This window comes from Bradyrhizobium sp. CCBAU 11430, from assembly GCF_028128855.1.
Classification (GTDB): Bacteria; Pseudomonadota; Alphaproteobacteria; order Rhizobiales; family Xanthobacteraceae; genus Bradyrhizobium; species Bradyrhizobium ottawaense.
This window is the reverse complement of the sequence record NZ_LBJV01000071.1, coordinates 148,168-160,991: the sequence shown is the minus strand read 5'-3', so window position 1 is coordinate 160,991 and position 12,824 is coordinate 148,168. Positions and strand designations below refer to the sequence as shown.

The following is a 12,824-nucleotide window of genomic DNA, read 5'->3' as shown; positions in this document are numbered from 1 at the left end:
TCTTTATTCCGCTGCCGCGCGCTCGCTGGCGCGCAGGGCCAAGAAACGTTCGGCTTCGAGAGCTGCCATGCAGCCGAGGCCGGCGGCCGTGACGGCCTGGCGATAGGTTTCGTCGGCGACGTCGCCGGCGGCGAACAAGCCGGGCACCGATGTCGCGGTCGAGTTCGGGGCGACCTCGACATAGCCCGACGGTTTGAGCTTGATCTGGTCTTTCACGAGCTCGGTCGCCGGCGCGTGGCCGATGGCGATGAAGACACCGTCGGTCTTCACGTCCGTCAGCGCGCCGGACTTGACGTTCTTCAGGCGCACATGGGTGACCTTGTTCGGGTTCTCGGTGCCGCAGATCTCGTCGACGGCGCTGTCCCAGATCACCTTGATCTTGGGGTGCTTGAACAGACGTTCCTGCAGGATGCGCTCGGCGCGGAAGTGGTCGCGGCGATGCACGATGGTGACCTGCGAGGCATGGTTGGTGAGGTACAGAGCTTCCTCGACCGCGGTATTGCCGCCGCCGACCACCACGACCTCCTTGTTGCGGTAGAAGAAGCCGTCGCAGGTGGCGCATGCCGACACGCCGCCGCCCTGGAACTTTACTTCGGACGGCAACCCGAGCCAGCGCGCTTGCGCGCCGGTGGCGAGGATCACGGCGTCGGCGAGATAGACGTCGCCGGAGTCGCAGGTGAGGCGGAACGGCCGCTGCGAGCTGTCGAGCTTGATCACAAGGTCGGAGACGATCTTGGTGCCGACATGGACCGCCTGCTTCTCCATCTGCTCCATCAGCCAGGGGCCCTGGATCACGTCGGCGAAGCCCGGATAGTTCTCGACGTCGGTGGTGATGGTGAGCTGGCCACCCGGCTGGATGCCCTGAATCAGGATCGGCTCGAGCATCGCGCGCGCGGCGTAGATCGCCGCCGTGTAGCCGGCGGGGCCGGAGCCGATAATGACGACCTTTGCATGGACAGGGGCGGACATATTGACGGACGCCTTTCACGGGGGATTCACAGCGCGGGAGCGGAACGTGCCGGGAGGCCTCGCGGAGGCGCTGAAATATCAGAGCTAATCTAAGCCTTCTGGTGAGCTATGCAAGAATTGCATTGCCTGTCGGCGGATTTTTCCAACAGGGAACAAAAGTCGATTGCGGTGCACGCGCAATAAAATTGCGCTAGCCGCGCGGACTGGGCTATGAGGATTGCGGCAAACCCACCAATACAGCCGCAAAGGCCAGGAGTTCCAATCAAGTGTCGCGGAACCTAGACGACATCGACCTGAAAATTCTCTCCGAGATTCAGGCTGACGGTCGAATCACGAATGTCGAGCTGGCCAAGCGGGTCGGCATCTCGCCGCCGCCCTGCCTGCGCCGCGTCCGGGCGCTGGAGGAGGAGGGCTATATCCACGGCTATCGCGGCCTGCTGGACGCCCGCAAGCTCGGCTTCGACGTCACCGTATTTGCCGCCGTGCACCTGTCCAGCCAGGCCGAGGCGGACTTACGCGCCTTCGAGGAGTTCGTCCGCGCCGAGCCCCTGGTGCGGGAGTGCTGGATGCTGTCGGGCGAGGTCGATTTCATCCTCAAATGCGTCGCCCCCGACATGGCGACCTTCCAGGATTTCGTCACGCATCTGACCGCCGCGCCCCACGTGCGCAATGTGCGGACATCGCTGGTACTGCATAATTCGAAATACGAGGCGGCGGTGCCGCTGGACGTGAAGGGGAGGCGGTAGCCGCTCCAAGGTCCTGCCAGTCCCGTCATCCTGATTGAGGTGCGGGCTGCGCTCGCAACGACCAGCGGTGAGAGAGCGTGCTCCACCCACACAAGCAACACGCCGAAACAAAAAGGCCGCGCGATGCGCGGCCTTTTGAAACGTCTCAGCGCGGGCGGCAAATTCTTACCGCCATTCCACCTTGGTAATTTCATACGCCTTGGCGCCGCCGGGTGCGTTGACCTCGACGGTCGAACCCTTCTTCTTGCCGATCAGCGCGCGGGCGAGCGGCGAGGTGATGGAGATGCGGCCCTTCTTGGCGTCGGCCTCGACCTCGCCGACGATCTGCCACACCGTCTTCTTCTCGGTGTCCTCGTCGACCAAGGTCACGGTGGCGCCGAACTTGATGGTATCGCCGGACAGTTTCGAGATGTCGATGATGTCGGCGCGCGCGAGCTTGTCCTCGAGCTCGGCGATGCGGCCTTCATTGTGGGACTGCTCTTCCTTCGCGGCATGATATTCCGCGTTCTCCGACAGGTCTCCGTGCGAGCGCGCCTCCGCGATGTGCTCGATGATGCGCGGACGGTCCTCGGACTGGCGCTTCTTCAATTCTTCCCCGAGCGCGGCAAAGCCGCCCGCTGTCATCGGAACCTTTTCCATCTCTTCTCTCGTCCTTCGGCTCCGCGTCCCCACAACAGCGGGCGCGGCAACCTTGATTCGTCGGTATTCCCGGCCCTGAACACGCGGCCACCGGAACGTTATGTGGGCTGGCGCCGGAACAGAACAACCACCATGGCCGGACAGTTCCTCCGGCCATTGTGGCTTCATTGCCAATCACTTAACGGATGGCTTAACCCTTAAGGCTCGGCCGTCCGCTCGCGATCAGGTTTCCGAAAAGTAGCTCTGCAGGGTACGAACCTCAAGGTCCCCGCCGAGATAGGCGCGGATGCCCTGCGCGGCCGCCACGGCCCCGGAAAGAGTGGTGTAATACGGCACTTTATGCAAGAGGGCCGCGCGCCGCAGCGAACGGCTGTCGGCGAGCGCCTGCGGGCCTTCGGTGGTGTTGAAGACGAGCTGGACGTCGCCATTGGTAATGGCGTCGACGATGTGCGGCCGGCCCTCCAGCACCTTGTTCACCTTCTCGGTCGGGATGCCCTGGTCGGTCAGGAAGCGCTGGGTGCCCGAGGTCGCCAACACCTTGAAGCCGAGCGAATGCAGTTCGCGGACCGCCTCGGCGATGCGCGTCTTGTCGCTCTCGCGCACCGAGACGAACACCGTGCCCTTGCGCGGTACTCGCGTGCCGCCGCCGAGCTGGCTCTTGGCGAAGGCGACCTCGAAATTGCGGTCGATGCCCATGACCTCGCCGGTCGAGCGCATCTCGGGGCCGAGCACCGTGTCGACGCCGGGGAAGCGCGCGAACGGGAATACCGATTCCTTGACGCCGACGTGCTTGAGCTTTGCCTTCTTCAGCTTGAAATCGGCGAGCTTCTCGCCGGCCATGATGCGCGCGGCGATCTTCGCGACCGGCGTTCCGACCACCTTGGCGACGAAGGGCACGGTGCGCGAGGCGCGCGGATTGACCTCGAGCACGTAGATCTCGCCGTCCTTGATGGCGTATTGCACGTTCATCAGGCCGACGACGTCGAGGCCGAGCGCGAGCTCGCGGGTCTGCCGCTCCAGCTCCTCGATCATCTCAGGCTCGAGCGAATGCGCCGGTAGCGAGCAGGCGCTGTCGCCGGAATGGATGCCGGCTTCCTCGATGTGCTCCATGATGCCGACGATGAAGGTGTCCTTGCCGTCGCAGAGGCAGTCGACGTCGATCTCGATTGCGTCCGAGAGATAGCGGTCGAACAGCAGCGGGTTCTTGCCGAGCACGGTGTTGATCTGCCCGGTCTTGTCGTTCGGATAGCGTGCCTTGACGTCGGCCGGCACCAGCTCCGGCAGTGTGCCGAGCAGATAGTCGTTGAGCTGGTTCTCCTCGCGGATGATCTGCATCGCGCGGCCGCCGAGCACGTAGGACGGGCGCACCACAAGCGGCAGGCCGAGATCGGCGGAGACGAGCCTTGCCTGCTCGACCGAATAGGCGATGCCGTTCTTCGGCTGCTTGAGACGGAGCTTGTCGAGCACGCGCTTGAAGCGGTCGCGGTCTTCGGCAAGGTCGATGGCATCAGGCGAGGTGCCGAGGATCGGCACTTCGGCGGCCTCCAGGGCGCGCGCGAGCTTCAGCGGGGTCTGGCCGCCGAACTGCACGATCACGCCGTGCAGCGTGCCATTCGTGCGCTCCTTGGCGATGATCTCCAGCACGTCCTCGGCAGTGAGCGGCTCGAAATAGAGCCGGTCGGCGGTGTCGTAGTCGGTCGACACCGTCTCCGGGTTGCAGTTGACCATGATGGATTCGTAGCCGGCATCGTGCAGCGCGAAGCAGGCGTGACAGCAGCAATAGTCGAACTCGATGCCCTGGCCGATGCGGTTCGGTCCGCCGCCGAGAATGATGACCTTCTTCTTGTCGGATGGCGTGCTCTCGTCCGCCGGTGCGCCGGCGAACAACGCCTCATAGGTCGAATACATATAGGCGGTCGGCGAGGCGAATTCGGCCGCGCAGGTGTCGATGCGCTTGTACACCGGGCGAACGTCGAGCGCGTGGCGCTTCGCGGTGACCTCGGCTTCCGTCGTCTCGGCAAGCACCGCCAGCCGCGCATCGGAGAAGCCCATGGCCTTGAGCGTGCGCATGCCGAAGGCATTGCCCGGCAGGCCGTTCTTGCGGACCTTCTCCTCCATGTCGACGATGCCGCGCATCTCGCTGAGGAACCACGGGTCGATCTTGCAGGAGTTGAAGATCTCCTCGTTCGACCAGCCGAGCCGCATCGCCTGGGCGACCTGGAGCAGCCGGTTCGGCGTCGGCGTGCCGAGCGCGGCGCGGATCGCATTCTTGTCGTCGTCGCGGCCGAGACCTTCGATCTCGATCTCGTCGAGGCCGGTCAGTCCGGTCTCGAGCCCGCGCAGCGCCTTCTGGAGGCTTTCCTGGAAGGTGCGGCCGATCGCCATGACTTCGCCGACCGACTTCATCGACGTGGTCAGCGTGGTGGAGGCGCCGGGGAATTTCTCGAAGGCGAAGCGCGGCACCTTGGTGACGACATAGTCGATGGTCGGCTCGAACGAGGCCGGCGTGGCGCCGCCGGTGATGTCGTTGGCGATCTCGTCGAGCGTGTAGCCGACCGCGAGCTTGGCTGCGACCTTGGCGATCGGAAAGCCGGTGGCCTTCGAAGCCAGAGCGGAGGAGCGCGACACGCGCGGGTTCATCTCGATAACGACCATGCGGCCGTCCTCGGGATTGACGCCGAACTGCACGTTGGAGCCGCCGGTCTCGACGCCGATCTCGCGCAGCACCGCCAGCGAGGCGTCGCGCATGATCTGGTATTCCTTGTCGGTCAGCGTCAGGGCCGGCGCCACCGTGATGGAATCGCCGGTGTGCACGCCCATCGGATCGAGGTTCTCGATCGAGCAGACGATGATGCAATTGTCCTTCTTGTCGCGCACCACCTCCATCTCGTACTCTTTCCAGCCGAGCACGGATTCTTCGATCAGCACTTCGTTGGTGGGAGACGCGTCTAAGCCGCGCTCGATGATGTCGAGGAACTCTTCCTTGTTGTAGGCGATGCCGCCGCCGGTGCCGCCCATGGTGAAGGAGGGGCGGATGATCGCGGGCAGGCCGATCTCGGACAGCGCCATCATGGCCTGGCCCAGCGCATATTCCTGATAGCGCTTGCGGCGGTCGCTTTCGCCCAGCGTCCACTGCCGATCGTGCTCTTCGAGGGCCGCGCCCGAGAGCTTTTCGCGTTCAGCCTGACGCTTGTCGCGGAAGGACTTCTTCAGGGCGGAGGCATTGGCGAGCCGCGACTTCGGCGTCTCGAGACCGATCTTGGTCATGGCCTCGCGGAACAGCTGGCGATCCTCGGCCTTGTCGATCGCGTCGGCGGTGGCACCGATCATCTCGACGTCGAACTTCTCCAGCGTGCCCTGCTGGCGCAGCGACAGCGCGCAGTTCAGCGCGGTCTGTCCACCCATGGTCGGCAGCAGGGCGAAGCCGCCGGGAATGACGTGACGTTCTTTCTCGATGATCTTGGCGACGATCTCGGGCGTGATCGGCTCGATATAGGTCGCATCGGCCAATTCCGGATCGGTCATGATGGTGGCCGGGTTGGAATTGACGAGGACGATGCGATAGCCCTCTTCCTTCAGCGTCTTCACCGCCTGGGTGCCCGAATAGTCGAACTCGCAGGCCTGGCCGATCACGATGGGACCTGCGCCGATGATCAGGATGGTGGTGATGTCTGTACGTTTGGGCATCAACTCTCGCCGGACTGGAATTTGGGCACAAAAAAAGGGCGCGCTCCTGCGCGTCCCTTTGGCCGAGAGCGCGGTGGTCTCCCTCGCGCGCGGGTGGGTCTTAGACCAGATTCCGGGGCGGCGAAACCCCGAAAAACGCCCATCAACCGGCAATTTTGACGGGTTTTGGCCTGGCCTGCCAGCCACGGGCGAGATGCACCAGAAGTGAGGCCGCAACGCTCATTCCACCGATCCAGCCGAGGTCGTTCGGCGAGAGGGTGGCCAGCACCGCCCCGCCCAATGCCCCGCCGATGGCGAAGCCGAGATACATGGCGGAGGCGTTGAGCGAGAGCGCGATCATCGAGGCCTGCGGCTCGATCCGGATGATGCTGGAGACCTGGGCCGGGTAGAATGCCCAGCCCGAGATGCCCCAGAGGAAGATCGTGCCCAGCACCGCATAGTGCGCCTGGCCCGGCATCAGCTTCAGGACCACCGAGTGAAGGATCAGTGCAGCTGCCATCCCGGCGAGGCCGAGGCCCACGGTGGCGAGCGTACCGAGTCGGTCGGCAAGTAAGCCTCCGAACATGTTCCCGATCGCGGCCGCGCCGCCAAACACCAGCAATGCAAGGCTGATTTGCGACGCATCGAAGCCGAGGCCGCGCAGCGGAACCGCGAAATAGGTGAACACGGTGAAGCCGCCGAGCGCCCATAGGATCGTGATCACAAGCGCGACCAGGACATTGCTGTGACGCGCCACCGCCAGCCGTTCGCCGAGCGAGGCCGTGTTGCGCGGCAGGCCGCGGGGCAGGCCGAGCAGCAGACCGGCGAGCGCGACGGTGCCTATCATGGCGACCATCGCAAAGGTCGCGCGCCAGCCGAGGAGGCTGCCGACGAGGTTGCCGAGGGGAACGCCAATGACAGTCGCGACCGTCAGGCCCGACGTGACCAGCGCCACCGCTCGGCCGCGCCGTTCGGGCGAGGCGACCGCCACGGACACCGCGAGCGCCGTCGGCATGCAAAGCCCGGAGCCCAGCGCCATCAGCATCCGCGAAGCCAGCAGCAGGGCGTAGCTGGAAGCCACCATCGCGGCGAGATTTCCGGCGATGAAGGTCGCCAGCGCCAGGGCCAGCACGGTTCGGCGGTCGATATTGTTCAGCGCGACGGCCAGGATCGGCGAGCCCACGGCATAGGTGAGGGCGTAGGCCGTGACCAATTGGCCGGCGGCGGAGACCGAAATCTGCAAATCGGCGGCGATGCCGGGCAAAAGACCCGCGATGACAAAGCCTTCGGTGCCGATCGCAAAGGCCGCCAGGGCCAGCCAGAATACGCTCATTGGACGATATCCCTATGTTCAACGTTTATTGAACTATTGGATACGGTGGTTTGTAAGTCAATTGGTTCAAGAACTATTGAACATTGCGGCCGCTTCGCTATGATTCCCGGGTCATGAGCCGCACACCTCTCCACCCGACCCGCGAGCAGATCGAATTGCCGATGGTGCTGGATTGCCTGAGCGATCCGATCCGGCTCGCCATCGTCTACCAGCTTGCCCAGCAGGAACGTGTCAGCAGCGAGCTCTGCTGCGGCGACTTCAACGGGCTCGCGGGCAAGTCCAACCTCGCCTATCACTTCGCCAAGCTGCGCGAATGCGGCCTGATGCAGACGCGCGTGGCCGGCACCAACCGCTTCATGCGGCTGCGCCGTGAGGATCTGGACGCGCGTTTTCCCGGCCTGCTCGATGCGGTGATCAAGTCCGCGAGCAAGGATGCGGAGCGGCTTCAGCTGATGGCTGAGTGTGAAGTGGTGGAGGCAGGTTGAGGTTTGCGCCGGGCAGTCCGTCTACGCTTCCGCTGCGCTCCAGCTACGCCGGACACGCTTCGCCCCTTCGGGTCAAGCGTGGCTGCGCCACGCGTAGCCCGAAGGGGCGAAGCGTGGAGACCCGGCCTGGATTTGAACCAGGATGTAGAGCGTTGCACCGCCCTCGCGTAGACGCTTCCGCCACCGGGCCACGGCGATCATTACCGATTGCAGTGCGACAAGCTACAACGGCTAATTGTTATGCTTAACGAACCAGAGGCGGCCGCGCGACGAAGGTCATGCGCCAGCGATTATGGCCGATATTGGTGTGGGCGCGCTGGACCGCGAACCCGGCCGCTCTCAGCTTGGCGGTGATCTCCTCCTCGCTGTAGCGCTGGAGCCCGATGCGCGTGCGCAGATGTCGGTAATCGGACAGCGCGGTGCTGATGAGCCCGACCAGCGCGTCCTTCAAGAAACCGTGGCGCAGGCCGAAGCCGAGCAGCGCCATGACGTCCCTGACCATGCCGACATTGGGCTGGAGGATGTCCCCCAGCACCAGCTTGCCGGAGGGCTTCAGGATACGGCGGATGGTGAGGAGCGCGGCGTCGAGCTCCTCCGGCGCCATGTATTGCGCGACCGAGTTCATCACGACGAGATCGATCGACTGGTCCTGCATCTTGCGGACATCGTCGAGCGAGCGGACGCGGATCTTGGTGTTCGGGGCAAACCGCGCGATCAGCCGGCCGCGCACGCCCGGCGCGGGCTCGGCGAGGATCAGCTTGCCGCAGCTACCAGCCACCTGGCTCGCCGACAGCGCCTCGCCGCAGGCATAGTCCAGCACCGTCGCGTCCGGCGAGGAGATGTAGCCGATGATGTCCCGCGCGATGATCTGGAAGTGCAAGTCGCGATGCAGCTTGCTGACATAGATCGTATGCGTCGAGTCGTAATAATCGATCCAATCGTCCATGGTATTCGAAGGTCCCGGCCCAAACGGTTCCCGTCAAGGAACCGGCGCTGCCCGCCTTGCGTTAGGGGTGCGACGGCGCGCCGTCAATGGCCGCGTCCTAACAGGAAGGCTTCCCGTGAGCAAAACCAACAACAAGGTCTCGCCCGATCTCGATACCCCCACCGACCTGTCGCCCGACGGGGTCAAGAAGGTCTCGGAGGCGCTCAACGTACTTCTGGCCGACGCCTTCGCGCTGTATCTGAAGACCAAGAATTTCCACTGGCACATCAGCGGCCGCCACTTCCGCGACTATCATCTGCTGCTCGACGAGCAGTCCGACCAGATTTTCGCCACCACCGACCAACTCGCCGAGCGCGTCCGCAAGATCGGCGGCACCACGCTGAAGTCGATCGGCCAGGTCGCAAAGCTCCAGACCATCAAGGACAACAACGAGGACTACGTCCCGCCGCGCGAGATGCTGCGCGAACTGATGCAGGACAACAAGCACGTCGCGGCCGCGATGCGCAAAGCGCACGACGTCTGCGACGACGCCGGCGATGTCGCCAGCGCCAGCATTTTGGAAGTGTTCATCGACGAGACCGAGCGCCGGACGTGGTTCCTGTTCGAGGCCACGCGGCAGGAAGGCGGCAACGAGGCGTAGGGCGAACTGCCGTAGCGTTCGTAGGGTGAGCAAAGGCGCGCTCTCGCGCGCCGTGCCCACGATCTCATTATGGCTCGAATCGGATGGTGGGCACGCTTCGCTTTGCCCACCCTACGGCACCGCCTTTATGGCTACCCCCACAACCGCATTAACGCCCCATCCTTGCCCGTCACGGGATCAGCCGGCGGCAGCGCGACTTGTGGAATCGTCTTCAGCGCCTTGGCGTGGTTGTCCGGCGTTGCGCGCGTTATCTCCATCTTCGCGCCGGGCGGATAGGCGCCGATCACGCAGAAATCCTCGCTCGCCCTGATGCATTGATGTCCGGTGCCGGCCGGCAGGATCGCGACATCACCCGCCTTGATCTCGAGCTCCTGACCATGGTCGCCGCCGAAGCGGACGCGGGCGCTGCCGCGCGCCACGCCGAGCACCTCATGCACCGTCGCGTGGTAATGCAGATAATCGTAGACACCGTTGCGCCACGTCCCGCCCCAGCCGTTCGCTTCGAACAGGTTCTCGATGGTCTCTTCCGGCTGCTTCGGGTCGAGCTTCACCGCACCCTGGTAGACCAGGAAGGGGCGGATGTTGTTCGGCACGAGCCCATCATCCTCGAACACGATGGCGAGCGGCTCGGCCTTGTCGCGGACGACGGACATGGCGGGCTCCGGCTGCAAAAGACAGCGGGACAACATTCTATCGTGTGGAGGTGTTCCTCAACGGGTCACCTGTCCCGGACGCGCTGCAGCGTGCAACGCTGCGGCGCAGAGCCGGGACCCAGAGAGCCGCGAGTGGTAGGCCCCGGTTCAGCGGGGGCATGAGAGCGCGCGTCTTACGCGCTCTTCTTCTGACGCATCAGATCCGCAAAACGCTGGAACAGATAGTGCGAGTCGCGCGGGCCGGGCGATGCTTCCGGGTGGTACTGCACCGAGAACACCGGCTTGCCGTCGAGCTGGATGCCGCAATTGGAGCCGTCGAACAGCGAGATGTGGGTCTGCGTCGCGCCCTTCGGCAGCGTGGTCTCGTCGACCGCAAAGCCGTGGTTCATCGAGGTGATCTCGACCTTGCCGGTGGTCTCGTCCTTCACGGGGTGGTTGGCGCCGTGATGGCCCTGATGCATCTTCTTCGTCTTCGCGCCGACGGCGAGGCCGAGCATCTGGTGGCCAAGGCAAATGCCGAAGGTCGGCGTGCCCGACTTGATGACGTCCCGGATCACGGGCACGGCATATTTGCCGGTCGCGGCCGGATCGCCGGGACCGTTCGACAGGAACACGCCGTCCGGCTTCATCGCCAGAATGTCTTCGGACGAGGTCGTCGCCGGCACCACCGTCACCTTGCAGCCGACGCCGGCGAGCAGGCGCAGGATGTTGCGCTTGATGCCGTAGTCGATGGCGACGACGTTGAACTCAGCCTTGTCCTGACGGCCAAAGCCCTTGTCCCACAGCCACGGCGTCTCGTCCCAGGTGAAGCGCTGGCCCGAGGTGACCATCGGCACGAGGTCCATGCCCTCGAGGCCCGGCCATTCGCGCGCCTCTTCCTTCAACCCATGCAGGTCGAACTCGCCGTTCCTGGCGTGCGCGATCACGGCGTTGGGCATGCCCTTGCTGCGGATCAGCGCGGTCAGGGCGCGGGTGTCGATGCCGGAGAGGCCGATGATGCCGCGCGCCTTCAGCCAGTGGTCGAGATGCTTGGTGGCGCGGTAGTTCGAGGGATCGGTGATCGCGGTGCGCAGGATCACGCCGCGCGCGCCCGGCGTCGCGGCCATGTTCACCGTCTCGATGTCTTCCTCGTTGGTACCGACATTGCCGATATGCGGGAAGGTGAAGGTGATGAGCTGGCCGGCATAGGAGGGATCGGTGAGGATCTCCTCATAGCCGGTCATCGCGGTGTTGAAGCAGACTTCACCAACGGCGTGGCCTTCGGCGCCGAGGCCAAAGCCTTCGAGCACGGTGCCATCGGCGAGCACGAGGAGCGCGGTCGGTTTATGGTCCGGCCAGGCGGGATCGTTGTCATGTTGTGTCATGAGCGCGTTTCATAAGCCTGCCGGACGCCCCCGTCAAAGCGCAGATGCGCCGATTCACATGCGTTTTTGCATATTTGACAGCCCGTCTCGGGCTCCTAAGCTTGGCCGCACAATTTCCGGCAAATTCCTGGGCTTGCGAGGCAATAATGGACCAGACCACCCCGATTCTGTTGGTTCCGGGGCTGGCCTCCTCGGCCCGGATCTATGCCCCTGTCATCCCGGCGCTGTGGCGCTTCGGCCCGGTCATGGTTGCCAACCATATCCGCGACGACAGCATGGCGGCGATCGCCGCCCGCGTGCTGAGCGAGGCCCCGCCGCGCTTCGCGCTCGCTGGCCATTCCATGGGCGGCTACATCGCATTCGAGATCATGCGCCAGGCGCCCGAGCGGGTGGCCAAGCTCGCGTTGATCAACACCCAGGCGCGGCCCGACACCCCGGAGGCGACCGTGCGCCGCCGCGGCCTGATGGAGCGCGCCCGGCGCGGCGAGCTCCGCGCAATCCGCGAGGAGAGTTTTCCGGAGCTCGTGCATCCGTCGCGGCGCGATGATGCCGATATTCTCAAGCTGGTGCATGCGCAGGACGAGGATGTCGGTGTCGAGGGCTATCTGCGGCAGCAGACCGCGATCATCGCACGGGTGGATTCGCGCCCGACGCTTGCAGCGATCAAATGCCCGACGCTGGTGTTGACGGGCGATGCTGACAACACCATCCCGAACGCTCTCTCCAGGGAGATGGCCGAGGGCATCGCCGGCGCTAGGCTCAAAGTCCTCGATCGCTGCGGGCACTTGCCGCAAGCCGAGCAGCCGCAAGCGACAGTGCGGGCCTTGACCGAATGGCTTGGAACCGAGGTTGTCTAGGGGCCGCGAACGGCCTAGATCAGGCGTCAGATATTCGAAGGGATCACGATCATGTTGCGCGACGACATCAACAATGCGGTCAAGGAGGCCATGAAGGCCAAGGACGAGCGCAAGCTGTCCACGCTGCGCATGGTCAATTCGACCATCAAGAATGCCGACATCGATGCGCGCGGGCAGGGCAAGCCGCCGTTGTCGGACGCCGACCTGCTCGGCGTCTTTCAGAAGATGATCAAGCAGCGGCAGGAGTCGGTCGAGCTCTACGAAAAAGGCGGCCGCGCCGAGCTTGCGGCCCAGGAGCGCGAGGAGATCGCAGTGATCTCGGCGTATCTGCCGAAGCAGATGGCCGACGACGAGGTGAAGAAGGCGATCGCGGACGCGATCACTGAAACCGGCGCCGCCGGCATGAAGGACATGGGCAAGGTGATCGCCGTGCTGCGCGTCAAGTATGCCGGACAGATGGATTTCGGCAAGGCCAGCGGTTTGGTGAAGGCGGCGCTGTCGGGCTAAGTCGTCATTCCGGGGCACG

Annotated in this window: 12 protein-coding genes and 1 tRNA gene; 5 read left to right on the top strand and 8 right to left on the bottom strand. The window is 64.5% G+C overall.

Annotated features, from left to right (window positions below):
* Nucleotides 1-3 precede the first annotated feature (3 nt).
* Nucleotides 4-969, bottom strand: coding sequence for a thioredoxin-disulfide reductase (trxB, locus tag XI04_RS31955; protein WP_038971099.1), 966 nt, complete (start codon nucleotides 967-969; stop codon nucleotides 4-6).
* A 266-nt stretch (nucleotides 970-1,235) separates the two neighbouring features.
* On the opposite strand from trxB, the gene XI04_RS31950 reads away from it, so the two are divergent.
* Nucleotides 1,236-1,715 carry an Lrp/AsnC family transcriptional regulator gene (locus XI04_RS31950; RefSeq protein ID WP_026201989.1) on the top strand — a complete coding sequence of 160 codons (480 nt, stop codon included), beginning with the start codon at nucleotides 1,236-1,238 and terminating at the stop codon, nucleotides 1,713-1,715.
* 165 nt (nucleotides 1,716-1,880) lie between these two features.
* On the opposite strand, the gene greA is transcribed toward XI04_RS31950, so the two are convergent.
* From greA to XI04_RS31935, 3 genes are all read right to left on the bottom strand, one after another.
* On the bottom strand, nucleotides 1,881-2,354 hold the full coding sequence (gene greA / locus XI04_RS31945; protein WP_007596674.1) for a transcription elongation factor GreA: 474 nt from the start codon (nucleotides 2,352-2,354) through the stop codon (nucleotides 1,881-1,883).
* 222 nt (nucleotides 2,355-2,576) lie between these two features.
* Entirely contained in the window at nucleotides 2,577-6,041 is a 3,465-nt protein-coding gene (gene carB / locus XI04_RS31940) for a carbamoyl-phosphate synthase large subunit (protein WP_028140499.1), read from the bottom strand.
* A gap of 142 nt (nucleotides 6,042-6,183) precedes the next feature.
* Entirely contained in the window at nucleotides 6,184-7,353 is a 1,170-nt protein-coding gene (locus XI04_RS31935) for an MFS transporter (protein ID WP_028140498.1), read from the bottom strand.
* A 113-nt stretch (nucleotides 7,354-7,466) separates the two neighbouring features.
* On the opposite strand from XI04_RS31935, the gene XI04_RS31930 reads away from it, so the two are divergent.
* Complete coding sequence (locus XI04_RS31930) at nucleotides 7,467-7,838, top strand: ArsR/SmtB family transcription factor (protein WP_028140497.1); 372 nt, start codon at nucleotides 7,467-7,469, stop codon at nucleotides 7,836-7,838.
* A gap of 114 nt (nucleotides 7,839-7,952) precedes the next feature.
* On the opposite strand, the gene XI04_RS31925 is transcribed toward XI04_RS31930, so the two are convergent.
* Both XI04_RS31925 and XI04_RS31920 read right to left on the bottom strand, forming a co-directional pair.
* A tRNA-OTHER gene (locus XI04_RS31925) sits at nucleotides 7,953-8,028 on the bottom strand.
* A 54-nt stretch (nucleotides 8,029-8,082) separates the two neighbouring features.
* Nucleotides 8,083-8,784, bottom strand: coding sequence for a class I SAM-dependent methyltransferase (locus XI04_RS31920; protein WP_028140496.1), 702 nt, complete (start codon nucleotides 8,782-8,784; stop codon nucleotides 8,083-8,085).
* 115 nt (nucleotides 8,785-8,899) lie between these two features.
* Between XI04_RS31920 and XI04_RS31915 the strand changes: the two genes are divergently transcribed.
* Nucleotides 8,900-9,424: a Dps family protein gene (locus XI04_RS31915; RefSeq protein WP_271610705.1), complete on the top strand. Its 525-nt coding sequence runs from the start codon at nucleotides 8,900-8,902 to the stop codon at nucleotides 9,422-9,424.
* 131 nt (nucleotides 9,425-9,555) lie between these two features.
* On the opposite strand, the gene XI04_RS31910 is transcribed toward XI04_RS31915, so the two are convergent.
* Nucleotides 9,556-10,077 (bottom strand): cupin domain-containing protein, encoded by a 522-nt coding sequence (locus XI04_RS31910; protein WP_271610704.1) that lies wholly within the window; start codon nucleotides 10,075-10,077, stop codon nucleotides 9,556-9,558.
* A gap of 173 nt (nucleotides 10,078-10,250) precedes the next feature.
* Nucleotides 10,251-11,441, bottom strand: coding sequence for a glutamine-hydrolyzing carbamoyl-phosphate synthase small subunit (gene carA, locus XI04_RS31905; protein ID WP_271610703.1), 1,191 nt, complete (start codon nucleotides 11,439-11,441; stop codon nucleotides 10,251-10,253).
* A gap of 146 nt (nucleotides 11,442-11,587) precedes the next feature.
* On the opposite strand from carA, the gene XI04_RS31900 reads away from it, so the two are divergent.
* Together XI04_RS31900 and XI04_RS31895 are read left to right on the top strand one after the other, a co-directional pair.
* The gene (locus XI04_RS31900) at nucleotides 11,588-12,298 is read left to right on the top strand and encodes an alpha/beta fold hydrolase (protein ID WP_038948144.1); all 711 of its coding nucleotides are present in this window, start codon (nucleotides 11,588-11,590) and stop codon (nucleotides 12,296-12,298) included.
* A gap of 51 nt (nucleotides 12,299-12,349) precedes the next feature.
* Nucleotides 12,350-12,805: a GatB/YqeY domain-containing protein gene (locus XI04_RS31895; protein ID WP_095426766.1), complete on the top strand. Its 456-nt coding sequence runs from the start codon at nucleotides 12,350-12,352 to the stop codon at nucleotides 12,803-12,805.
* Nucleotides 12,806-12,824 lie beyond the last annotated feature (19 nt).